This is a genomic window from Streptococcus mitis (genome assembly GCF_047465045.1).
GTDB classification, from domain to species: domain Bacteria; phylum Bacillota; class Bacilli; order Lactobacillales; family Streptococcaceae; genus Streptococcus; species Streptococcus mitis_DT.
Map to the genome: position 1 here is coordinate 26,465 of NZ_JASHAR010000005.1, position 22,282 is coordinate 48,746.

Annotated in this window: 25 protein-coding genes; 14 read left to right on the forward strand and 11 right to left on the reverse strand. The window is 38.4% G+C overall.

Annotation, left to right across the window (positions count from 1 at the left end):
- Positions 1 to 52: 52 nt before the first annotated feature.
- The 5 genes from der to nrdR are packed head-to-tail and all read right to left on the reverse strand — an operon-like array spanning position 53 to position 4,627.
- A complete protein-coding gene (gene der, locus QM409_RS04185; protein ID WP_001207696.1) occupies positions 53 to 1,363 on the reverse strand; it encodes a ribosome biogenesis GTPase Der in 1,311 nt (436 codons plus the stop codon).
- Positions 1,364 to 1,376: 13 nt separating this feature from the next.
- Positions 1,377 to 2,090: an NADPH-dependent oxidoreductase gene (locus tag QM409_RS04190; RefSeq protein WP_049488297.1), complete on the reverse strand. Its 714-nt coding sequence runs from the start codon at positions 2,088 to 2,090 to the stop codon at positions 1,377 to 1,379.
- Positions 2,087 to 2,983: a primosomal protein DnaI gene (dnaI, locus tag QM409_RS04195; protein WP_049488296.1), complete on the reverse strand. Its 897-nt coding sequence runs from the start codon at positions 2,981 to 2,983 to the stop codon at positions 2,087 to 2,089. Before dnaI ends, QM409_RS04190 begins: the two co-directional genes overlap by 4 nt.
- Complete coding sequence (locus QM409_RS04200; protein ID WP_049488293.1) at positions 2,984 to 4,153, reverse strand: replication initiation and membrane attachment family protein; 1,170 nt, start codon at positions 4,151 to 4,153, stop codon at positions 2,984 to 2,986.
- Positions 4,154 to 4,627 carry a transcriptional regulator NrdR gene (gene nrdR / locus QM409_RS04205; protein ID WP_001203672.1) on the reverse strand — a complete coding sequence of 158 codons (474 nt, stop codon included), beginning with the start codon at positions 4,625 to 4,627 and terminating at the stop codon, positions 4,154 to 4,156.
- Positions 4,628 to 4,766: 139 nt separating this feature from the next.
- Between nrdR and QM409_RS04210 the strand changes: the two genes are divergently transcribed.
- From QM409_RS04210 to QM409_RS04230, 5 genes are all read left to right on the forward strand, one after another.
- Positions 4,767 to 5,132: a GntR family transcriptional regulator gene (locus QM409_RS04210; protein ID WP_000119149.1), complete on the forward strand. Its 366-nt coding sequence runs from the start codon at positions 4,767 to 4,769 to the stop codon at positions 5,130 to 5,132.
- 4 nt (positions 5,133 to 5,136) lie between these two features.
- Entirely contained in the window at positions 5,137 to 5,832 is a 696-nt protein-coding gene (locus tag QM409_RS04215; protein ID WP_000054197.1) for an ABC transporter ATP-binding protein, read from the forward strand.
- A 15-nt stretch (positions 5,833 to 5,847) separates the two neighbouring features.
- Positions 5,848 to 6,615: a hypothetical protein gene (locus QM409_RS04220; protein WP_000498768.1), complete on the forward strand. Its 768-nt coding sequence runs from the start codon at positions 5,848 to 5,850 to the stop codon at positions 6,613 to 6,615.
- Between the two features lie 322 nt (positions 6,616 to 6,937).
- On the forward strand, positions 6,938 to 7,567 hold the full coding sequence (locus tag QM409_RS04225) for a hypothetical protein (RefSeq protein WP_261096372.1): 630 nt from the start codon (positions 6,938 to 6,940) through the stop codon (positions 7,565 to 7,567).
- Positions 7,568 to 7,880: 313 nt separating this feature from the next.
- Entirely contained in the window at positions 7,881 to 9,428 is a 1,548-nt protein-coding gene (locus QM409_RS04230; protein ID WP_414305172.1) for an ATP-binding cassette domain-containing protein, read from the forward strand.
- 200 nt (positions 9,429 to 9,628) lie between these two features.
- On the opposite strand, the gene QM409_RS04235 is transcribed toward QM409_RS04230, so the two are convergent.
- From QM409_RS04235 to QM409_RS04250, 4 genes are all read right to left on the reverse strand, one after another.
- Complete coding sequence (locus tag QM409_RS04235; RefSeq protein WP_000826208.1) at positions 9,629 to 11,089, reverse strand: ABC transporter ATP-binding protein; 1,461 nt, start codon at positions 11,087 to 11,089, stop codon at positions 9,629 to 9,631.
- Positions 11,086 to 12,357 (reverse strand): radical SAM/SPASM domain-containing protein, encoded by a 1,272-nt coding sequence (locus QM409_RS04240; protein WP_239822565.1) that lies wholly within the window; start codon positions 12,355 to 12,357, stop codon positions 11,086 to 11,088. Before QM409_RS04240 ends, QM409_RS04235 begins: the two co-directional genes overlap by 4 nt.
- Before the next feature lie 390 nt (positions 12,358 to 12,747).
- Complete coding sequence (locus QM409_RS04245; RefSeq protein WP_001288952.1) at positions 12,748 to 13,443, reverse strand: LrgB family protein; 696 nt, start codon at positions 13,441 to 13,443, stop codon at positions 12,748 to 12,750.
- Positions 13,440 to 13,814: a CidA/LrgA family protein gene (locus QM409_RS04250; RefSeq protein ID WP_000781325.1), complete on the reverse strand. Its 375-nt coding sequence runs from the start codon at positions 13,812 to 13,814 to the stop codon at positions 13,440 to 13,442. The genes QM409_RS04245 and QM409_RS04250 overlap by 4 nt, the downstream gene beginning before the upstream one ends.
- A gap of 281 nt (positions 13,815 to 14,095) precedes the next feature.
- On the opposite strand from QM409_RS04250, the gene QM409_RS04255 reads away from it, so the two are divergent.
- The 7 genes from QM409_RS04255 to queF all read left to right on the forward strand — a co-directional run bounded on the left by QM409_RS04255 (position 14,096) and on the right by queF (position 17,644).
- Complete coding sequence (locus QM409_RS04255) at positions 14,096 to 14,476, forward strand: MarR family winged helix-turn-helix transcriptional regulator (RefSeq protein WP_000221632.1); 381 nt, start codon at positions 14,096 to 14,098, stop codon at positions 14,474 to 14,476.
- 99 nt (positions 14,477 to 14,575) lie between these two features.
- Positions 14,576 to 14,797, forward strand: a complete 222-nt coding sequence (locus QM409_RS04260) for a DUF4649 family protein (protein ID WP_000570256.1) — start codon at positions 14,576 to 14,578, stop codon at positions 14,795 to 14,797.
- Between the two features lie 15 nt (positions 14,798 to 14,812).
- Positions 14,813 to 15,127, forward strand: coding sequence for a thioredoxin (trxA, locus tag QM409_RS04265; protein WP_001029581.1), 315 nt, complete (start codon positions 14,813 to 14,815; stop codon positions 15,125 to 15,127).
- A 201-nt stretch (positions 15,128 to 15,328) separates the two neighbouring features.
- Positions 15,329 to 15,982 carry a 7-cyano-7-deazaguanine synthase QueC gene (queC, locus tag QM409_RS04270; RefSeq protein ID WP_414305171.1) on the forward strand — a complete coding sequence of 218 codons (654 nt, stop codon included), beginning with the start codon at positions 15,329 to 15,331 and terminating at the stop codon, positions 15,980 to 15,982.
- Positions 15,982 to 16,425, forward strand: coding sequence for a 6-carboxytetrahydropterin synthase QueD (gene queD, locus QM409_RS04275; protein WP_061759259.1), 444 nt, complete (start codon positions 15,982 to 15,984; stop codon positions 16,423 to 16,425). The genes queC and queD overlap by 1 nt, the downstream gene beginning before the upstream one ends.
- On the forward strand, positions 16,418 to 17,134 hold the full coding sequence (gene queE / locus QM409_RS04280; protein ID WP_084852497.1) for a 7-carboxy-7-deazaguanine synthase QueE: 717 nt from the start codon (positions 16,418 to 16,420) through the stop codon (positions 17,132 to 17,134). Before queD ends, queE begins: the two co-directional genes overlap by 8 nt.
- Positions 17,135 to 17,152: 18 nt before the next feature.
- Positions 17,153 to 17,644, forward strand: a complete 492-nt coding sequence (gene queF / locus QM409_RS04285; protein ID WP_000082587.1) for a preQ(1) synthase — start codon at positions 17,153 to 17,155, stop codon at positions 17,642 to 17,644.
- A 149-nt stretch (positions 17,645 to 17,793) separates the two neighbouring features.
- On the opposite strand, the gene QM409_RS04290 is transcribed toward queF, so the two are convergent.
- Positions 17,794 to 18,462: an MIP/aquaporin family protein gene (locus QM409_RS04290; RefSeq protein WP_414305170.1), complete on the reverse strand. Its 669-nt coding sequence runs from the start codon at positions 18,460 to 18,462 to the stop codon at positions 17,794 to 17,796.
- Positions 18,463 to 18,718: 256 nt separating this feature from the next.
- On the opposite strand from QM409_RS04290, the gene QM409_RS04295 reads away from it, so the two are divergent.
- Entirely contained in the window at positions 18,719 to 19,483 is a 765-nt protein-coding gene (locus QM409_RS04295) for a (S)-acetoin forming diacetyl reductase (RefSeq protein ID WP_414305169.1), read from the forward strand.
- A 547-nt stretch (positions 19,484 to 20,030) separates the two neighbouring features.
- On the opposite strand, the gene QM409_RS04300 is transcribed toward QM409_RS04295, so the two are convergent.
- Positions 20,031 to 20,804, reverse strand: coding sequence for a hypothetical protein (locus QM409_RS04300; RefSeq protein ID WP_414305168.1), 774 nt, complete (start codon positions 20,802 to 20,804; stop codon positions 20,031 to 20,033).
- A 116-nt stretch (positions 20,805 to 20,920) separates the two neighbouring features.
- On the opposite strand from QM409_RS04300, the gene QM409_RS04305 reads away from it, so the two are divergent.
- Positions 20,921 to 22,141 carry a DNA cytosine methyltransferase gene (locus QM409_RS04305; RefSeq protein ID WP_414305167.1) on the forward strand — a complete coding sequence of 407 codons (1,221 nt, stop codon included), beginning with the start codon at positions 20,921 to 20,923 and terminating at the stop codon, positions 22,139 to 22,141.
- The last annotated feature ends 141 nt before the right edge of the window (positions 22,142 to 22,282 follow it).

Genomic DNA, 22,282 nt, shown 5'->3' on the forward strand with positions numbered 1-22,282 from the left:
TTATTTTATTATATCAAAAAAATCTGGAAATGTCATTCCAGATTCTACTTTTTTATTTGCGTTTTCTTGCGATGAGATGGATTGGTGTTCCTTCAAAGACAAAGGCCTTGCGGATTTGATTTTCCAAGAAACGCAAGTAAGAAAAGTGCATGAGCTCTTCTTCGTTGACAAAGATGACAAAGGTTGGTGGTTTGGTTGCCACTTGGGTCGCGTAGAAAATCTTAAGTCGTTTCCCTTTGTCTGTCGGTGTTGGGTTAATGGCAATGGCATCCATAATCACATCGTTCAAGACAGCTGATGGGATACGTGTGTTTTGACTTTCGCTGATTTGCTTGATCATCTCAGGCAGTTTGTGGAGACGTTGCTTGGTCAAAGCAGATACAAAGATAATCGGTGCGTAAGGTAGATATTGGAACTGCTCACGGATATCTTCTTCCCAGTTTTTCATAGTGTGGTTATCTTTTTCAAGTGTATCCCACTTATTGACCACGATAATCATCCCTTTACCAGCTTCATGGGCAAATCCTGCGATACGCTTGTCGTATTCACGAATGCCTTCTTCCGCATTAATGACCATTAAGACCACATCTGAACGGTCAATAGCACGCATGGCACGCATGACAGAATATTTCTCGGTATTTTCATAAACCTTACCAGACTTACGCATACCAGCCGTATCAATCATGGTAAACTCTTGACCATCTGTATCTGTAAAGTGGGTATCAATGGCATCACGTGTTGTTCCAGCAACAGGACTAGCAATAACACGGTCTTCTCCCAAAATAGCGTTAATCAAGCTTGATTTTCCGACGTTAGGACGACCAATCAAGCTAAACTTAATGACATCTGGGTTTTCTTCTTCATATTCATTTGGAAGATTTTCTACGATGGCATCTAGCACATCCCCTGTACCGATACCATGGACAGATGAGATAGGCAGTGGTTCACCCAAACCGAGAGCATAGAAATCATAGATATCATTTCGCATCTCAGGGTTGTCCACCTTGTTAACCGCGAGGATAACTGGTTTGTGGGTCTTATAAAGTTTACGGGCTACGTATTCGTCTGCATCGGTAATCCCTTCCTTACCAGACACGACAAAGACGATAACATCGGCTTCTTCCATGGCAATTTCTGCCTGGTGCTTGATTTGTTCCATGAAAGGAGCATCGACATCATCGATTCCTCCTGTATCAATCATGCTAAAGGAACGATTGAGCCACTCACCCGTTGCATAGATACGGTCACGTGTCACTCCTTCGACGTCTTCTACAATGGAGATTCGCTCACCAGCGATCCGATTAAATAGGGTTGATTTCCCAACATTGGGACGTCCTACAATGGCAATAGTTGGTAGGGCCATAATTTCTCACTTTCTACAATAACTTCTTCTGTTCAAGATTTTTTCTAGTTGAGCTTGGTTCAGCTTGACCAAACTGTTCCGCTAGGCGCTGACTCCAGCTTGTGGTCGCACGCGCCCCAGCATAGTCCGCCTGTACACGATCATAAGCTTCAATCACATCAACTGTTTGTTCCTGATATTCTTCCTCAAAGACAACATTCTCTAGTGGCAGTCTTGGTTTCACATCATGATTTTGATTTGGCACACCCAGTGCCATCCCAAAGACAGGATAGGTGTAGTCAGGCAGGTTAAAAAGCTCTGCCACTTCTTCTGACTTGTAACGCACCAAGCCAATAATGACACCACCATAGCCCAAGCTTTCAGCTGCCAGCAAGGCATTCTGTCCAGCAAGAGCCGCATCGACCGAACTAATCAAGAGGCCTTCCACACCTTGAGGTTGGAAGGTGTCGGTATGGAGTCGTGCTCCCTTTTCTGCTCGGTTCAAATCTCCGACAAAGAGAAGGAAAACAGCTGACTGGCGAATGGCTTCTTGAGGCACCAATTCATACAAGGTATCTTTCTTTTCTTGACTTCGTACCACAATCACAGAGTAGGATTGGAAATTCTTCCAAGACGAGGCCATCTGGGCTGCTGTCAGGATTTCAGTCAAGTCTTCCTGAGGAAGAGCTTGCTCCTTAAATCTGCGCACTGAAGTGTGAGCCTTCATTAATTTGATTGTTTCTGTCATCGACGGTTTACTCCTTCTAAACGAGTCTCCTCAGCCAAATAACGGATGCGTTCCATGACCCTTCTAGCTTCCCAGGTTTCGTCATTTCCATGCTTCCCTTTAGCGAAATGCTGCTCCAAATCATCAAAGTTGAAGTTGGATGTGAAAAAGGTCGGTAAATCTTCCTGCATACGGTATTGGAGAATGACCTGCAGGATTTCGTCACGCACCCAAGCTGTTGACTGCTCGGCACCAATGTCATCTAAAATCAGGACTTCAGAAAGCTTAAGCTCATCCACCAAGGTCTTCACATTGCCATCACCGATAGCATTTTTGACATCGATGACAAAGCTAGGATAGTGGAGGAGAGTTGATGAAACACCACGTTTTTCTGATAAATCATGGGCTAAGGCAGCCACCATGAAACTTTTACCCACACCAAAGTCTCCATAGAGATAGAGACCTTTTCGAATAGTTGGATATTGCTCCACGAAGGCTAATAGCTTTTCAAAAACTGGCAAGCGACCCAAATCATCCAAGTCAACTTGAGCTAAACTAGCTTTCCTGAGACTGGCTGGCAGATTGATTAACTTGAGACGGTTCTTAATAGCCGCTTCTTTTTCCGCCGCGATTAGTTCAGGAGTTTCTTCATATGAAACATCTGCATAGCCATGATTCATAACCAAAATCGGCTTGTATCCTTTGGCAATATAATCCGTATCCCCACGGAGAAATTTGTCACGCTCGGTGATATACTGATTAAACTTGGAGATACTGCGATTTAATTCCTCTGGAGTCAAGGATTCTTGCTGGATAAAGGCCGCAACATCAGGATCCTTCATGATTTTCTGGACCAAATCTTGATAATGAAAACGGCTAGGTTGACGTTTGAGTACGTCTCCGACACTTTCCATCTAATCTCCTCCTTTTTCTAATCGAGCTAATAGTTCTTGTTTCTTACGTTCTAGTTCCAGACGAGTTTCCTCGCTGGTTTCATTCTTATAATCTGGGTTACTCCACTTGGGTACATTGGACTTGGTAGGACTGGGTTTACTGGCCTTTTGAGCCTGATTCTTCTGTCCTCGTTCACGAATGCGCAAGACTGCCTCTTCTGCCGAATGTATCTTTTGATAGGCATAGTCATTAGCCACCTTCATGGCATATTTCTCATTGATATTTGCTGAATCCACCTTATTAAAGGTCAACAAGAGAATGATATTGATGACTTCGTCCAGCAAGCCCAAGCCAGCCATTTGTTGCAAGAGTTCTCTTTCTGTTTGGGTAATGGTCCCCTTGCGTGTCTGCTTGATTTCTGCCAAGAACTGCAAGGCGGTTTTACTTTTTGCTTCTTTGATAATGGTTGCTTCCTTAGGACTAAAGTCAGAGGAAACAGGTTTTTGAGCGATTTTTTCCCGCATTCGTTTGGTTGAAATAACCTGAGAAACAGCTGTTGACTTGGCCAATTGATAGGTTTCAAACCAAGTCCATTTCTTCTCCTCGGCAATGGCAAAGAGGTTTAAGACATCGGACTGCTCATCCGCAAAACGAAGCCCATCTCGAGCCATAAGCTGACGAAAATGGTCTAAGTCAAAATCGTTGGCCACTTTCTTCTTGAGACTAAGGTCTTCTTGACTTCCCAATTCAGCCAAGTCTGGAAAGACTTGATTGAGTGAGACAGGTATTTCTTCTCCCTCAGCACTCTCAACATTCAAATCCTCCACAGCTGCATCGCCAATCTTTTTCTCCAAAAGTCTGCGATAAACAGGATGCTCCAAGAAATCTTGACTTGAAAGAGGAGCATGGATAACTATCTGATAGGTATCACCCTTTTGATAGAGGGTCAAGAGATTGAAAGCAGATAGGATTTTCAAGGATTTTAAAAGTCTGTCCATCCCAAAATTGAGATGATTGAGAATGCTTGAAAAAAGGTATTCCTTTCTGCCATTATCCCAAAAACTAATCGTATAAAGATAAAGGCTCAGCGCCTCCTGACCGATAATCGGGAGGTAGCACTGTACCAGAGATGAGGTATCTTGCGACACCCGATTATTCTTTAGATAAGAAAAACGGTCAATTGGCTTCATTTATCTTTCCTTTTTCTTTTTAGAGGACTGGGTGATTTGTTGGAGCAGGCTCTCTAACTCACTGACATCCTTAAAACTACGATAGACACTGGCAAAACGCACATAGGTAATCTCATCCAACTCAGCCAACTCCTCCATGACGAGTGAACCAATGTCCTCACTTTGAATTTCATTTTCATTTCGACCACGGAGTTTCTGTTCGATACGATTGACTACCATGTTTATTTCATCACTTGACACAGGACGTTTCTGGGCTGAGCGGATAATCCCATTAAAGATTTTATCTCTGGAGAATTGTTCCCGTGTGCCATCTTTTTTAACAACCACTAAGGTTCTTTCTTCTACTCGTTCGTAGGTTGTAAAACGGTGTTGGCATTCATCGCACTCACGTCTTCTACGAATAGTGTTCCCTTCTTCTGCTTGGCGACTATCGATAACACTTGACTTGGTAGCCCCACATTTTGGACAACGCATCCTTTCCCTCCTTATCGTTTTCTTTTCATTATACCATTTTTTAAACGATTCCCAAAACAATTCTTCTTTTTGCTTGACAAGTTTTTTGTTTTGTTGTATTATTTAATTAAGACAAGAGGATAAAAGAAAGGAGACCAAGATGTCCTGGACATTTGACAACAAAAAACCCATTTATTTACAGATTATGGAGAAAATCAAGCTTCAGATTGTTTCCCATACACTGGAACCCAATCAACAACTTCCAACCGTGAGAGAGCTGGCGAGCGAGGCGGGTGTCAATCCAAACACCATCCAAAGAGCCTTATCAGACCTCGAACGAGAAGGATTTGTCTACAGCAAGCGCACAACTGGACGATTTGTGACTGAGGATAAGGAGCTAATCGCTCAATCGCGTAAACAATTATCAGAAGAAGAATTGGAACACTTCGTTTCCTCCATGACCCATTTTGGCTATGAAAAAGAAGAACTACCAGGCGTAGTCGGCGATTATATTAAAGGAGTTTAAGCCTATGTCATTACTAGCATTTGAAAATGTATCCAAATCATATGGAGCAACACCAGCCCTTGAAAATGTTTCTCTTGACATTCCAGCTGGAAAAATTGTCGGTCTTCTTGGGCCAAATGGCTCAGGAAAAACAACCCTGATTAAACTCATCAATGGCCTCTTGCAGCCAGATCAAGGACGCGTCCTTATCAACGATATGGACCCAAGCCCAGCAACCAAGGCTATCGTAGCTTATTTGCCAGATACGACCTATCTCAATGAGCAAATGAAGGTCAAGGAAGCCCTAACCTACTTCAAGACCTTCTATAAAGATTTCAATCTGGAACGCGCCCATCATCTACTTGCAGACCTGGGCATTGATGAAAATAGTCGTCTCAAGAAACTATCAAAAGGGAACAAGGAAAAGGTCCAACTGATTTTGGTTATGAGCCGTGATGCTCGTCTCTACGTTCTGGACGAACCCATTGGTGGAGTGGATCCAGCAGCCCGTGAGTATATCCTCAATACCATTATCAACAACTACTCCCCAACTTCTACCGTTTTGATTTCTACCCACTTGATTTCTGATATTGAGCCAATCTTGGATGAAATTGTCTTCCTCAAAGACGGAAAAGTCGTTCGTCAAGGAAATGTAGATGATATTCGCTATGAGTCAGGTGAATCCATTGACCAACTCTTCCGTCAGGAATTTAAGGCCTAAGCAAAGGAGATTATTATGTTTTGGAATTTAGTTCGCTACGAATTTAAAAATGTTAACAAGTGGTATTTAGCCCTTTACGCTGCCGTGCTAGTCCTTTCCGTCCCCATAGGAATGCAAGGACACTACTATTCTTATGTATCTTTCAAAGATAGCCAACCTTTCCTATTTATCTTTCTGGCTCTCGTCTTCGGTGGCTTGATAATTACACTGGGGATTTCAACTCTTTTCTTAATCATTAAACGCTTCAAAGGTAGTGTATATGACCGACAAGGCTATCTGACTTTGACCTTGCCAGTTTCTGAGCACTATATCATCACTGCTAAATTAGTCGGAGCCTTCATCTGGTCTATCCTTAGCTCGGCTGTACTGGCTCTAAGTGCTGTTATTATTGTGACTATAACGGTTCCAGAATGGATATCAAATTCTGAGTTGATTCCACTTGTAGGAACATACCTTCCTCAACTCTCTCTTATGGGGGTATCCTTCCTGCTTAGTACAATCTCAGGAATCCTCTGCATTTACTTGGCCATTTCTATTGGACAACTGTTCAATGAATACCGTACAGCACTCGCTATTGTAGCCTACATTGGAATCCTAATCGTCATTGGATTTATTGAAGTCTTCTTCAATACCAGTGCTAACTTCTATGTCAATTCACTTGCAGGATTTAATGATAATTTCTATATGGGAACAAGCATAGGTATTGTTGAAGAACTCATTTTCATAGCTATCTTTTATCTCGGAACCTACTATATCTTGAGAAACAAGGTTAATTTGCAATAGTTTTAAAGTCTAGCGATAATAACTCGCTAGGCTTTTTTATCATCTTTAACATAATGTAAATAAAATGCGTAAACAAAAAATAACGAATTTGTTATAACAAAATCTAATACACCACTAAACTAAATATATTCTTATAACGCAATTTACTAAGTATGAGAACGATATTCCAACATACTTGAGGTCTTATTAAAATTACCCCCTATAACTATAATGAAGTTTTTACACAAAATTATTGACACAATTGACAATGTTTTTAATCTATATAAGCTTCTTGTATGATACAATAGAGTTATTAAAAATAAATAACTTTTAGGAGTCCCATATGAAACAAAGAAATAGATTACTATTTTTAGTCTTATTATTTATTAGTATTTTCTTAGGAGCTTGTTCCCAAAATTCAGCTCAAACAGAAATAACAGGAAAAGGAATAGTTGAATTAATAAACGAAAGCAGAGAGAGAGTATTCTTCGTCGCTAACGCCTCTAGTGATACAATTTCAAAAGATGATAAAATAACGTATATATATTTCACGAAAAATGGCAACATTACATCCTATGCTATTGGTAAAGAACCTGAAAAAACAAAAGATTCTAGTGAAGAACAAGTTGAAATTACACTTAAAGACATAACAAATAAAAGTATTGATGAAATAAAAAAATTATCGGAAAAAAACTTCTATGATAAGAAAGAATTTGATATTGTTAAGGGAACTATAGAAACTGATCCTTCCGGTAATAGAACAGTTGCAGAAAAATTAGAATTTACAAATAAAGACAAGGAAAAGGCTGAATTCCTTTCAAAGTCACTTATTTATGGACAAATTTATAATCAATTCTATGCTGGCTACTCATTAGAAAAATCCTATCTTATAACAGAAATTCCAACTAAAAAGTCTTCAGTTCCTTTTGATAAAGTTGGTGGAAAAAATATTATTGAAAACAGCGACTTGTAATCTAATAGTACCTAAAACAGACATATACAGATCACTAAATTAAGTTCAAACTAACCAACTGTCAATACTTCATACATTACCCAGTAATTGCTCTCTAATCAAAAATACATTATCTCATCAATTCAACTTTTTAGGAACTTATCACATCTTGAAAAACAAGATTAACTTGCAATAGTTTTAAAGTCTAGCGGCAATAACTCGCTAGACTTTTTTCGTTCTCAGGACTTACATTTTTATATGAAGTATTTAATAAAAAGGAGTATAATGACTTTAAAACTAATTACATGTATATCGATAAGGAGGTCAACTCTTTATGCTGAGAAGATTTGTTACCAAGAAGCACCTCGCACTTTACTTCTTTTCTATTACCATTACTTGGCTTGAAGCGATTATCACACCAGCCCTTGTTCAAAATATTGTTGCTAGTTTTACCAATCAAGAACTAGGCCTTCTTTGGAAAGTTTTGATTTTAGGAATCCTTGGTAATCTCATCCTCTTAATAGGTTTGGCTGGGAAACGCTATTACTACGCCCGTTTGATTACTGATTTCAAATATGGAATCAAGAGTGCTATTTTCAAGCGATTTTTAAACAGTTATGAGATTGATGAAAAGGATATTTTATCTGACCTAGAAAACGACGTCAAGCAACTAGAAGAAAACTATATTGAGCCAACGGTCATCATCATTTCTTCTCTTGGCTTCACAACTGTGTCCATTCTCTATGCCCTATGGACCAATTTTTACCTCGGCTTGATTTTCATCCTCTTCTACTCCTTTCCTGTACTCTGCAGTGCTATTGGATCAAAGCGTTTGGATTCACTTTCTGAAAAGCGGTCAACTGTTAACCAAAGCTACTTAGCAAGCTTGACAAATTTTATTGGTGGTAGCCAACAAATTCGCCATTATCAGGGGCAAGACTACTTTTTTGCTCGCTATCAAAAGCAATTACAAACCAGTCTAGATGCCGAAATCAACTATGAAAAGCAACGCACTTTAAACAGTCTCTTGATCAATAGCATCGATGCCTTTTGTTCTGTCACACCTATCGTCATCGGTGGCTTTATGACCTACTATAATTATTTAGATGCGGCGAGTTTTGTGGCCATCTATCTGGTTTCCCATAATATCGGTTATCAATTCCAAGAGTTGGCTTACTTTACCAACACCCGAAAAGCGAATAGAACTCTTCTCAACAAATACCAAAAACTTTTGGGCCAGTCTAACTTCATCTCGCCTAGAAGCATAGAAAATATTTTCCCTATCCAGCTTAACACCATCTCCCTAGAAAAAGATGGGAATAGCCTCCTGTCTCCGATTTCCATGTACATTAAGCAAGGAGAAAAAATTGCCATTATCGGGGAAAGTGGCTCTGGTAAGACAACCCTGCTCAATATCATTCATGGAGAAGAGACACCGACAAGTGGACAGATTAGCTTTGCTGGTCAAAAGCTATCACGTCAAGAAATCACGGGCATCAGCTCCTATATCCTCCAAGATAGCCATTACTTTGACACGCTCTCTCTGGAAGACAATATCCTTCTAGGACTGGATAAAAAGGAGGAATGTTTAAATTACATCCTCAAAAAAACAGGATTAGAACATTTGGAAAATCGAACACTCAGTAATGATAGTCTATCTGGTGGCGAGAAACAACGCCTTGAAATCGCTCGTGCCCTCTACCACGATAGCCAACTCATCTTAGCAGATGAAATCAAGGCCAATCTTGACTTGGAAAATAGCAGAAAAATTAGCGACTTGCTCTTCTCCCTACCTCAGACAGTCATTGAAGTCATTCACCACTATACGGAAGAAGACTTAAAACACTATGACCAAGTCATTCATTTAAGCAGAGAAAAGTAATAGTCTATAACATACGATTTAAAAAGAAGGCTAGGCAAAAACTCAATTTCAGGAGAAAATGAATTAATATTACCAAAATAAAACGCATAATATCAAGTTTTTGCACACCTGATATTATGCATTTTTCTGATTTTAAAGACTTTTTACCCAGTCTATTCTTACTAATCTATTTCTTAAACTCAATAAAGTTATACTTTTCCTTACTCACTGTCACATGATTGAAGAGTGATAACTTCTGTTGGAAAATCGACTAAATCATCATCATGACTAATCAAAATCACTAACTTTTGTTTTGCTAACAAGTCGGACAGGATTTGCACGACTTTTTTCTTGTTTTGTGAATCTAAAAAATTACTTGGCTCATCAAAAATATAAACATCTTTCTCCACCGCTACTGCTTCTTGCAACTGCAACAATTTTAGTTGTCCCATGGATGCACCTTGACTCAATTCATTTTTATAAAATCGACTCGCAATAGGTTCTGCAGGGCAGTATGAAAAATTCGAATTCTTTCTATAATTAGGTAAGTAAATCTCACCATGATAATTCATGCTGTAACCTACTATCGCTAAAATCAGTCGCGTCTTACCAACACCATTTTCTCCAACAATACGATAAATATGTCCTTTTTCTAAACGAGTTGTTAGTGGCTCATGCAGTTCTTCACCATCTCTCCCCAAGCTAACATACTTTTCTAAGACTATCTCTAAAATTGGAATAGACTCATACGAAATCTGAACAGGTTCCAAAAAATTGATAAAATTTTCGATAATTTTCTTACTTCCCGAGTACTCCTTATAAACATCAAGGAAGTATTCAATAGGTGTCCAAAATTGTGAAATATATAGTTGGATAGCCATTAGATCACCAATCGTAATCCAACCTTTATAAGTCTGATAACCTGATATAATCGTCGTCATCATAATCATAAAATTCAAAAATGCATAGGAAAGAAAATTTTCAAATAAAGAAGTCATTCTCACTTCCTTATTTTTACATAAAATATATTTTTTCACCAAGGGAGAGAAATCAATCAAGCTAGAATGAGCTGAAAATCGCATACTAGGCATGAGTTTATAGCTATCCACTAGATAATCGCGTATATCCTTCATACAATTCACTGTATCGGAACCAAGCTTAGATAGTCGTCCACTATATTTCTGCGAAATAAAGATAAATACAGGTATCAAAATACCTATCATCACAGCAATAGTAGGAGAAATACTCCATAAAATCCCTATAATCACAAGTGCTCGTATCAAGTACAGGAGAAGAGCAACAGGATATTCGTTAAAAAAACGTTTTAACAGCTCATAGGTCTGCCCTAATTCTTGTGTAATGGTAGCTTCAGACAATTCTGTCTCTACCATATCATAGAGCTGGATATTTTCAGCAGTTTTTTGGCAAATATTCTGCCAAACATACGATTCTGATTCTCCTTGAAGCACATCACAAAAATAATATAAAACTTGAATAAACAGAGAAATTCCTACATAAAGCACCCCGTAAACAATCATAGCATGAACTTTCTGAGATAGAATATGGTCAATAAATAACTTACTAATATAAGGAATAGCTACAGTTAGTATAGTAACAAGGGTATTCAAAATAAAGCTTTTTAGAAATAGCACTTTATTGTTATAGGATAACAATCTTTTCATCTGCATGCCTCCATAGTTAAATTTTTATCAACATATATTTTATGAACAGATATATGTTGGATAGTCCCTTCAACATCCTCCTTTGTCAATAATCCTAATTCATCTAAAAATACAATCTTGTGAAACCACTCTAAATAGTCAAACTGACAATCGCGTTCCATCTTCCCATTATTTACAAATGTATTAAATGGGCAACCTCCATAACAAAATTCATAATAAGCACAATCTTTATAAGGACACATGCTTCCCAGACCTGTTAATTCATTAGTAACTTGACCAATACTTCCCAACTGATAGTTTTCATTCCCTACTAATGAATAACATTTATATAAGTTACCGTTGGCATGAATTGTAAGAGAATCTTGATTTTTGAACATACAGTAGCCTCCTATTTTTAAATCATGATAATACGGTATATTTTCCTTTGATAAAAACAGCAATAAATCTAGACAAGTCTTCTTTTTAGTTTCACTATCAATATATAGAATTGAATCGTTAGGTACAGCTACAAAATCAAAATAAAGATTAAAATTTTCAAATTCTGTATACTTTTTTAAATCTAAAAATAATTTCTGGATAGATATATAATTTCTTTTAGATATGTTAACTCTAGCCTGAATGGATAAATTTTTATACTTTTCCAACATAACTGACAAGTTATTTATGATTCTATGATAAGTTCCTTTCCCTAATCGATTGCATCTTTCTAGGTTATGATAGTGCTCATCACCATCAAAAGAAACTTGAATAGCGAAATTATGACAGTCAAGAAAAGACATTATTTTATTTGTGAATATCGTTCCATTTGTAATCAAAGTATACGAAATAGGAATAGTTAGTTTCTCATCTAAAGTTTCACATAAATTTCGTATAAACTGAAAGTTATATAATGGTTCACCACCAGTAAAACAGATATCCAGAGATTTATACTTCTTAAAATTTAGTTCATCTAATATAAAATTCACAATCTTTTTACCGTCATACTCACTACTTAAGGACGGTTTCCTATCCTTATCATTCTCAAAACAATAAGAGCAAGTCAAGTTACACGACATAGTTGTAACTATATATAGTGATAATTCATCTCCCTCTACTATTCGTTTAGAGTGAATAAAGGGCACTTGTTTATCAATCTCACTTATCAAGTAAGGGAATTCTTTTAAAGATAACTTCTTGAATAGTTCCTCATCAATTTCACAAATAGATCCTGTATATAAATTTTTTAAATAAACTACATCATCTGTAGAAAAAGAATAAATTGTTTCCATAACTTATCTCCCGCTTTAAAAAGGCTGAGGGGATCCCCCTCAGCCTCATCATTATAATAGTAAAGTGATAAATTATCGCTTTTACATAAGCAACTCAAGGCAATCTAACGATAACGCCCTGGGCATTTATCTGGATGCTGCTGTACTGAGGCTAGGTGACCTTTTTTAACAACTTTGATAACATCAGTCAAATTAAGCATCGCTCTCCCTTCTTTTCTATAAAAGAATTATACGTATAATTCTTTTATAGAAAAGAAAAATCTCATATACTGTTAAGTAAAAATTATTTTGTATCCGTTTTCTCTGGCTTCATTGTATATCTTCTCATGTAGATTGTCAAATATTTTTTTGAAAAATTTTTAAAATTTCGAAATTTTGCCGTTAATTTTTTTAACTCAATATCAAACTGGCCACAATAGGGCTGACAAAGACATAGAGAATACCGGTAACACCGATAGCCAAACCACCCATGGCTCCTGCTACAGAGCCATATCGAAAGGCTGTCCCCGTTCCGACTGCATGGCCTGTTCCTCCAAGGGAAAGACCAACAGCTACTGGATCATCTATTTTCAACCACTTCAAAAGGGTTGGTCCGATAACACTGGTTAAAATCCCAGTCGCCACTACAACCACCAAGGTCACGGTCGTCAAGCCTTGCAATTTTTCTGTGATTCCCACTGCCATGGCGGTTGTCACTGACTTCGGAAAGAGAGAAATGGCTAGGAAAAAGTCCATTCCAAAAATCTTAGCTACAAGGGCTGTGAAAGAGGTATTGACAACTACTGCTAACAGACTACCAAAGAGAATACTCCGTGCATGGTGCTTCATCAAGTGAAAACTCTTATAAAGCGGAATCCCTAGAGCCACGGTCGATGGGACAATCAAGTTGTTCAGATAAACCCCACCTTGGTAGTAATCTTGATAAGAAATACCCGTCACCTTTAGAAAGATGATAATGAAAACAGCTGACAAAAGCAAGGGCGTTGTCAATGGATGGGGAAAACGTCTGTAAATCAGCATCCCCACTAGATAAGCTAGGATAGACAGGGCAAGCCCAAATAGGGGATTGGAAACAAATTCACTCATTTGGCATCTCCTTTCTCATAATCTCCCTCAAACCGTCTCTTGATGAACTGAACTACCAAGGCTATGAGGATAATATTGATGACTGCTGCAAAAAAGACAATCAAAACAATTGGCAAAAGATAGGGAGCAATCACATCAAACTTCTCCATGATTCCCACTGCTGGCGGCAAAAAGAGAATGGTCATATTGGCCAGCAAGAAATTCCCCACCATGTTGACATGCCTGGTTCTCAGCCACTTGAATTGTAGGGCTAGAAAAAGAATAATCAAACCGATAATACTGCCTGGGATGGGCAAATGAAAGAAACTAGAGATCCCCTCTCCGATTAGAGAAATCACAAAGAGAATCATTAATTGAACATATAATTTCATCCTAAACTCCACGAAATAGACTTCTTGCATACCAGTTTACTCTTTTTTCAGAAAATTTCAAGGAAATACACAAGAGTCATTAAAAATTAGAGAGGAAAGGGGATACAGACAATTAAAGACTAGTGAAAACAGCGTAATTTAGGATAAAAGATGCCTGCGTCCTTCTTGCCAGCTCTTTTGAAAAGTAGTATAATTATTGCATGCGCAATCATCTTGTGATACAGAGACTGTCCGTGAATGGACTTTCTTCTATTTACAACTCTAAAAAGAAAGGAGATACTATGACCTATTTGGAAAAATGGTTTGACTTCAATCGGCGTCAGAAAGAAATTGAAAGTCTCTTGGAAGAGACTATTGCCCAGCAGAGCGAGCAAAGTCTAACCTTGAAAGAGTTCTACCTGCTCTACTATCTGGACTTGGCTCAAGAAAAATCTCTACGCCAGATTGACCTGCCAGATAAACTTCATCTGAGCCCTAGCGCTGTTTCTCGGATGGTGGCTCGCTTGGAAGCCAAAAATTGCGGTCTACTTAGTCGCAGGTGTTGTGATCAAGATAGACGCTCTAGCTTTATCTGCCTGACAAGTGATGGGCAAAAGACACTAGCCTCTCTACAGAAGGCTGTCGAAGAAAGCTTGGAAACTGGTTTGGATTTCTTGATTTAAGATGATTTTAGAAAAAAGTTGCGTGCGCAATCATTTTTCTTGACATTCTCTTTTACAAGGAGTAAAATAAAGTCATCATTAAACAAAGGAGTTTTTAAAATGATTGAAATTACCTATCTAGATGCCAGCAAGAACGAAAGAACTGTGACTTTCGAATCTTATGAAGACTTTGATCGTTCACAACAAGCTTGCCTTATCGGCGTCGCAGACTATTACCCTGTCCAAAAATTAACTTACAACGGTCATGATTTGGACTACCATGGGACTTATGGAGATGTCTTCTTCTATCTCATGAAACAAGATTTAAGCCAATATAACTAAAAAAGGAGAAATACAATGGCAAAAGCAATTACAGATGCAACATTCGAACAAGAAACAAAAGACGGTTTGGTCTTGGTAGACTTCTGGGCAACTTGGTGTGGTCCATGTCGTATGCAAGGTCCAATCTTGGATAAATTGTCTGAAGAACTTTCAGAAGATGTCTTGAAAATCGTTAAAATGGACGTGGATGAAAATCCAAACACAGCTCGTGCTTTTGGAATCATGTCTATCCCAACTCTTCTCTTCAAAAAAGACGGCCAAGTTGTCAAACAAGTTGCTGGTGTTCACACAGCAGAACAAATCAAGGCCATCGTTGCTGAATTGAGCTAATCAAACGAGAGACCAAGTACTTGCTTTGGTCTCTTTTTTCTTGCCCTTTGCCATTTTTCAAAAAATATGCTAGACTGTAAATAGAATATTACGATGTTTGGGACATGCCATCGCTAAAAAAAACCTCTACTTGGTATTTTTTAGCTCCCTCAAGGGAGCTTTTTGCGTGCTCTGAACATTTCCCATTTTGGAAGGAGTACTATGAAACGTCAATCTGCCTTGGTCGTCTTTAGTGGCGGTCAAGATTCCACAACCTGCCTCTTTTGGGCTAAAAAACACTATGAAGCAGTCGAAGCTGTTACCTTCGCTTACGGCCAACGCCATCATCTCGAAATTGAAGTCGCTAGAGAAATCGCTAAGGAACAGGGGATTCGTCATCATATCCTCGATATGTCTCTGCTGGGGCAAATCACTGAAAATGCCTTGACTTCTGATCTAGAGATTGAGCAAAAAGAGGGGGAGGTTCCCAATACCTTCGTTGACGGTCGCAACCACCTCTTTCTGTCTTTTGCGGCAGTTCTTGCTAAGCAACGAGGCATTAAAGATATCGTGACAGGTGTCTGCGAGACAGACTTCTCAGGCTACCCCGATTGTCGAGATATCTTTGTCAAATCCCTTAATGTTACCCTCAACCTTGCCATGGATTACGACTTCGTTATCCAAACACCTCTCATGTGGCTAGACAAGGCTGAAACTTGGGAGTTAGCTGACCAACTCGGTGCCTTTGACTATGTTCGTGAAAAGACCTTAACCTGCTACAACGGAATTATCGGAAGTGGCTGTGGAGAGTGCCCAGCCTGCCACCTACGGCAACATGGTCTAGATGTTTATCTCTCACAGAAAGGAGAGGCCTAATGTTTTTTGCACCCAAAGAAATCAAACAGGAAACTGGGGAGTCTCTTGTCTACAATTCTCACAGAACCTTGGTATCAAAAGAGTTTACCTTCGATGCTGCCCACCATCTCTTTCACTATGAGGGAAAATGCAAATCCCTGCACGGCCACACCTACCATCTACAGATTGCTGTCAGTGGATTTTTAGATGAACGGGGCATGACCTACGATTTCGGAGACATCAAAGCGATCTACAAGAACTACTTAGAACCCCACTTGGATCATCGCTATCTCAATGAAACTCTTCCCTATATGAACACGACTGCTGAAAATATGGTTTACTGGATTTTCCAAACCATGAACCAAGAGTTGCCAGATGAACGCGGTCTCCGTTTGGAATACGTTCGCCTCTATGAGACTCCAACTGCCTTTGCAGAGTTTAGACGGGAGTGGTTAGATGACTAGGGAACGTGTCCTCAAACTACCAGTTTTGGAAATTTTTGGCCCAACCTTTCAAGGCGAAGGCCGTGCAATCGGGCAAAAAACCATGTTTGTCCGCACTGCTGGTTGCGACTACCACTGCGACTGGTGCGACTCTGCCTTTACTTGGGATGGCTCTGAAAAACCAACTCGTATGACAGCTGACGAGGTCATTGCTGCCTTGGATAAATTGGGGAGCTACGACTATGTCACCCTATCTGGGGGAAATCCTGCTATCCTAGCAGCCAACATGGCTGAATTGGTCACCAAGCTCAAGGAACGCGGTGTCACTCTGGCTGTTGAGACCCAAGGCTCCCGCTGGCAAAATTGGTTGAAAGACATCGACCAAGTCACCCTGAGTCCCAAACCTCCTTCATCCAAGATGGAAGTCAACTTTGAGACCTTGGACTTTATCGTTTCCCAACTGGATCCAGACAAGGTCACCTTTAAAATTCCTGTCTTTGACGATGCCGATTTGGCCTTTGCCAAAGGGATTCAAGAGCGCTACCAACCAGATGTTCTCTTCTTATCGGCTGGAAACCCTGAGCCCAAGGCTACGGGTAATATTGTCCAAGACCAACTGGACCGACTCAAAGAACTCTGGGAACGAGTCGCTGCCGACGATAGCTGGGGCAATGTCCGCGTCCTTCCTCAACTGCATACCCTCCTCTACGACAACCAACGTGGTGTTTAAGATTAGAAAGAAAAAATCATGTCACAACAAGAAGAAATGAAAAACCTTAGCCTACTGGGCAACAAAGAAACCAACTACATTTTTGAATATCAACCAGAAGTCCTCGAATCCTTTGACAATCGTCATGTGGAAAATGACTATTTTATCAAATTTAACTGTCCTGAATTTACCTCACTTTGCCCAATCACTGCTCAGCCAGACTTTGCAACTATCTATATTTCCTACATTCCTGATAAGCTCTGTGTCGAGTCAAAATCCCTCAAACTCTACCTCTTTAGCTACCGAAATCACGGAGATTTCCACGAAAACTGTATCAACACCATCGGGAAAGACTTGGTCAACTTGCTAGACCCTCGCTATTTAGAAGTCTGGGGAAAATTCACTCCGCGCGGTGGCATCTCAATTGACCCCTACTACAACTACGGTAAGCCTGGAACTAAGTATGAAGGCTTGGCAGAACAACGCCTCTTCCAACACGACCTTTATCCAGAGAAAATTGACAACCGTTAATACTCTTTAAACCGCGTCAACATCGCTTTGCTGTACTCAAGTATACCTGCGGCTAGTTTCCTAGTTTGCTCTTTGATTTTCATTGAATATAAACAGATACGAAAAAGCCCTGTTCCTCGAGATGAGGAGCAAGGCTTTTTGAGTTTCAATTATTCTTCTGTTCCAAGGAAGTTTTTCGCAACAAGAGCTGCAAGAACCCCACCAACGATTGGCGCAAGGATGAAAATCCAAACTTGTTGAAGGGCTGCGCCACCTACCAAGATAGCAGGAGCCAAGCTACGAGCTGGGTTTACTGAAAGTCCAGTAATGTTCAATCCCACAAGGATCATGGCCATCAAGGACAAACCGATTACCAAACCAGCAATCGCTCCATTGCCCTTGCTTTCTGAAGTCACGGTCATGATAACCAAGACAAACAAGAAGGTTGCGATTGTTTCAAACAAGAAACCACCAAAGACAGTGACACCGTTTGCCAAGGCATTTTCACCAAGACTAGTAGTTGACATCCCTGAGTTCGCCAAGAGGAAGAATAGCGCAGCTGATGCAAGGAAAGCTCCAACTACTTGCCCAAGGATGTAGTTAACAAGCTCCGAAGATGACAAACGTTTGTTTACAAACATAGCGATCGAAACCGCTGGGTTCAAGTGAGCACCTGAAACAGTTCCGATTGAGTAAGCAGCAACCACGATTGCCAGACCAAAGGCAAAGGCGATTCCAAGGTGACCTAAGCCATCAAGACCATTTCCAAAAACAACAGCTCCTGTCCCAATGAACACAAGCATGAAAGTACCGATTAATTCAGCAACAAATTTTTTCATTTTCTTTCTCCTTTTTTCAAAAACTAGATACTAGTCTATCAAAAGTAGGAAAGGGTTTCAAGAAAATTGATTGGAAATTTCAGGTTAAAATTCTGTAAAAACGGTAGTGTTTATTTGAAACATTTTTTTCAAAGGTGTATACTAATAGCGTAGTTTTGATAGGGGTTACAAAACCCATTATAAAAGCTCATTTGTAAACCTTTGCTGTTCTTTTATGAACGTTTGAATGGTATCGTGGATACCAAGGAGGAATCATATGTCTAAAGTTGCTATTGTCACAGGTGCAGGTCAAGGAATCGGTTTTGCAATCGCAAAACGATTGGTTCAAGATGGCTTTAAGGTAGGAGTCTTAGACTACAATCCCGAAACAGCCGAAAAGGCTGTTGCTGAATTATCAGCTGAAAATGCCTTCGCTGTCGTGGCCGATGTTTCGAAACAGGCTGAAGTTGCTCAGGCATTTCAACAGGTTGTTGACCGTTTTGGTGATTTGAATGTTGTCGTAAATAACGCTGGTGTTGCTCCAACTACTCCTCTTGATACAATCACTGAGGAACAATTTACACGCACTTTCGGTATCAACGTTGGTGGTGTCATTTGGGGTTCACAAGCTGCACAAGCACAATTTAAAGCACTTGGCCACGGAGGTAAAATTATCAACGCAACCTCTCAAGCTGGTGTAGTCGGTAACCCAAATCTAACTGTTTATGGTGGAACAAAATTTGCTGTTCGAGGAATTACGCAAACATTAGCACGTGATTTAGCAGACTCAGGCATCACTGTTAACGCCTACGCACCAGGTATTGTTAAAACACCAATGATGTACGACATCGCTCATGAAGTTGGTAAAAATGCAGGAAAAGATGACGAATGGGGTATGCAGACATTTGCAAAAGATATTACTCTAAAACGTCTATCTGAACCAGAAGATGTGGCTGCTGCCGTCAGCTTCCTTACAGGACCAGATTCAAACTACATTACAGGACAAACCATTATCGTTGATGGTGGTATGCAATTCCATTAAGATATACAAAAAGAGGTTGGAAAAAAAGTATAACTTTAAATATAAAAAACGAACAAAACAAGTTATCTGACACTCAGAATTCTGTCTTGTTCGCTTTTTTGTCTAATCTATCGATTTTAAAAATTCATAATAAATAATTCCTAAAATCAAAATCTTTTTGTCTCCGCCTCTTTTTGTATCAGTAATATATTTTAGAATGCTTGTTTATAATCTGTATACATAGTTTAGAGTTGGTTTTAATCATTTGAGAATTTTTGAGTAATTATATAATTTCTTTTGATATGATAGAACCATGAAAATTACAAAAGAAAACAACATCCAAAGATCATTGTGACATATAAAACACCATTGTTACAATATAGAGAACAATAATGATATCAGTGGCAGAAAAGCTGAACTATTACATTTAAAAGAAAGTGTTAAAATCTTAATTCGAGTTTTCAATAATGAAAACCCTACCCACATTTGGATAGGGATAATGTGTAGTAAAAATATCCATTATGTGCTATTCAGTAAAAATCCAGATCTATATTTTAAGAATTCAAATTTATATGTACGAAGTAAATTGGGGTTTTAAAACACCATTAGTATCAAAGAAAAATTTCAACTGACTTGTAATAGCTTGTGAAATTTGAGGATTAACATATGTTACATTTATTCTAGAATCATTTCTATTTAAAATTTCAAACTTATTACAATTGGAAAATTTAAATCTTGCTTCTTCTGGAGTTTTCCCTGCTGCCAGAACTTTATTCCCATAACAAGAATGCAATTGACCATTTGGCATTGACATTACCGATACCATCTCAACTTCTTGAGTTACTGAATTAGATAGAATTACTACAAAAAATGATAAACATACTTTCTCATCAGGTGTCCCAAATGAATAATAATGAGGAAGATTTGGTTTATAGTATTCTTTAGTTCCAGTCCGTTTTTCAATAAAACTCTCATAGGAATTCTGATTTTTTTCAATAGTTATTACTGTTTTAATATCTCCAATATTATCAGTTACCACTGTTTTCATATCTAAATGAATGAAAGCATCCTCTACCTCAAAGAACATATCACTAGATACTGGGTTAGAATTTGGAGTCCCAAAGGCTCTCCCGTTTAACAAGGCATAAACAATTCTTTCTGCACCAACGGCCAACTCCGAAAGATTCTTTTTCCCCGTACCATAAAAAGGGGCCCAATCAGGTCGAATTTTTTCTTTTGAATTAAAACCTTCAATCATTTCATCTTCAACATACTTCAAAAAAAAGGAAAATTTTTTTAAATACTTCCTTTCTAATTTTTCAATATCAAAATTTGATAACATAAAATACACCTCCAATAAGATTATAACAAAGAAAACGCTTTCTATCAAGTGCATGAGTTGCATTTTTTTCAAAACTATTATATAATTAAAATCTAGATTACTTTAGGAGGTCAAAATTGAGTAATTATAATTTAATTTCATTATTCTCTGGAGCTGGAGGTATGGACTTAGGTTTTAAGAATGCAGGCTTCAATATATTATGGGCTAACGACTTCCAAAAAGATGCTGTCGAGACTTACAGAAAAAATATTGGCGATCATATTGTACTTGAAGATATTACACAAATTGATTCAAACGAAATACCTGGAACAGATGTTGACGTCGTTATTGGTGGTTTCCCATGCCAAGGATTTAGTATTGCCAACAGCAAAAGAAATATGGAAGACCATAGAAATTTCCTCTACCTAGAATTACTTCGAGTAATTAAAGATAAGCAACCTAAATTTTTTGTTGCAGAAAATGTAAAAGGGTTATTATCTATGCAAAAAGGTAAAGTAATCGATATGATAGTTAAAGATTTTGAGTCCTTAGGATATAAGGTCGACTATCGATTACTAAACGCAGCTGAATACGGAGTTCCTCAAGCAAGAGAACGTGTAATAATTATAGGAAATAGACTAGGAATAGAAAATCCATTTCCAAAACCAACCCATAAAATCATAGTTGATAATGAATTAAATCTTTTTCCTGATTTACCTAATGCAATTACCACTGAAGAGGCAATTGGATTTTTATCAGACGTAGAATTACAAAATGGGAAAGTGGCAGATCATATTATTGTTGATGGGAGAACGATTTATAATCATATTGCATCTACTAAAGTACAGGATACTTTCTTTGGAAGAAAATATCCTGTAAATCAACACGAAATTTGTGATTACTTAAGATATTATCGAGATAAATCTAATTGGACAACTAAAAAAATTGACGATTACTTTGGTTACAAACATACAGCGGGCCACTGGTTTAGAAAAGATAACAATTCCGGAAGCATTCCTAAACCGAGTGACTGGTGGAAACTTAAAGAAATTCTTAAATTTGATGATAAGTATGATAAAGTGGTTACTACATTTGTAGAAAAACCTATTCGTTTTGAGCAATCATTGCGGATTACGAATTGGGATAGACCAAGCGATACTATTACTGCAACTTCTCCTGAAATTCATGTCAATAAAACTAGACGACTTTCAGCAAGAGAATGTGCAATTTTACAAACATTCCCAGATGATTTTGTATTCTATGGAAGTCTAAATTCACTCTATAGACAAATTGGAAATGCCGTACCCGTAAAACTTGCAGAAATGATAGCATCCGAGATTAAACCTTATCTTAAATAATTGAATAGTAAAAACCTGAGACAAAATAGTTCTCAGGTTCTTTTATTAGTTTTCATTATTAGTTAGGAGGATACTTGCTCAATACCTTTACATTTCTCAATAAGCTGTCCTTAAATGACTTAATATTGAATTCTCAATTAA

Coding starts and splice junctions, on each gene's coding strand:
- queC (WP_414305171.1), top strand. CDS start 15,329: ATGAAACGTCAATCTGCCTTGGTCGTCTTTAGTGGCGGTCAAGATTCC.
- QM409_RS04225 (WP_261096372.1), top strand. CDS start 6,938: ATGAAACAAAGAAATAGATTACTATTTTTAGTCTTATTATTTATTAGT.
- queD (WP_061759259.1), top strand. CDS start 15,982: ATGTTTTTTGCACCCAAAGAAATCAAACAGGAAACTGGGGAGTCTCTT.
- QM409_RS04200 (WP_049488293.1), bottom strand. CDS start 4,153: ATGAAGCCAATTGACCGTTTTTCTTATCTAAAGAATAATCGGGTGTCG.
- QM409_RS04235 (WP_000826208.1), bottom strand. CDS start 11,089: ATGAAAAGATTGTTATCCTATAACAATAAAGTGCTATTTCTAAAAAGC.
- QM409_RS04215 (WP_000054197.1), top strand. CDS start 5,137: ATGTCATTACTAGCATTTGAAAATGTATCCAAATCATATGGAGCAACA.
- QM409_RS04255 (WP_000221632.1), top strand. CDS start 14,096: ATGACCTATTTGGAAAAATGGTTTGACTTCAATCGGCGTCAGAAAGAA.
- QM409_RS04250 (WP_000781325.1), bottom strand. CDS start 13,814: ATGAAATTATATGTTCAATTAATGATTCTCTTTGTGATTTCTCTAATC.
- trxA (WP_001029581.1), top strand. CDS start 14,813: ATGGCAAAAGCAATTACAGATGCAACATTCGAACAAGAAACAAAAGAC.
- QM409_RS04245 (WP_001288952.1), bottom strand. CDS start 13,443: ATGAGTGAATTTGTTTCCAATCCCCTATTTGGGCTTGCCCTGTCTATC.
- QM409_RS04290 (WP_414305170.1), bottom strand. CDS start 18,462: ATGAAAAAATTTGTTGCTGAATTAATCGGTACTTTCATGCTTGTGTTC.
- QM409_RS04210 (WP_000119149.1), top strand. CDS start 4,767: ATGTCCTGGACATTTGACAACAAAAAACCCATTTATTTACAGATTATG.
- QM409_RS04230 (WP_414305172.1), top strand. CDS start 7,881: ATGCTGAGAAGATTTGTTACCAAGAAGCACCTCGCACTTTACTTCTTT.
- der (WP_001207696.1), bottom strand. CDS start 1,363: ATGGCCCTACCAACTATTGCCATTGTAGGACGTCCCAATGTTGGGAAA.
- QM409_RS04190 (WP_049488297.1), bottom strand. CDS start 2,090: ATGACAGAAACAATCAAATTAATGAAGGCTCACACTTCAGTGCGCAGA.
- queF (WP_000082587.1), top strand. CDS start 17,153: ATGTCACAACAAGAAGAAATGAAAAACCTTAGCCTACTGGGCAACAAA.
- queE (WP_084852497.1), top strand. CDS start 16,418: ATGACTAGGGAACGTGTCCTCAAACTACCAGTTTTGGAAATTTTTGGC.
- QM409_RS04300 (WP_414305168.1), bottom strand. CDS start 20,804: ATGTTATCAAATTTTGATATTGAAAAATTAGAAAGGAAGTATTTAAAA.
- QM409_RS04220 (WP_000498768.1), top strand. CDS start 5,848: ATGTTTTGGAATTTAGTTCGCTACGAATTTAAAAATGTTAACAAGTGG.
- QM409_RS04295 (WP_414305169.1), top strand. CDS start 18,719: ATGTCTAAAGTTGCTATTGTCACAGGTGCAGGTCAAGGAATCGGTTTT.
- dnaI (WP_049488296.1), bottom strand. CDS start 2,983: ATGGAAAGTGTCGGAGACGTACTCAAACGTCAACCTAGCCGTTTTCAT.
- nrdR (WP_001203672.1), bottom strand. CDS start 4,627: ATGCGTTGTCCAAAATGTGGGGCTACCAAGTCAAGTGTTATCGATAGT.
- QM409_RS04240 (WP_239822565.1), bottom strand. CDS start 12,357: ATGGAAACAATTTATTCTTTTTCTACAGATGATGTAGTTTATTTAAAA.
- QM409_RS04260 (WP_000570256.1), top strand. CDS start 14,576: ATGATTGAAATTACCTATCTAGATGCCAGCAAGAACGAAAGAACTGTG.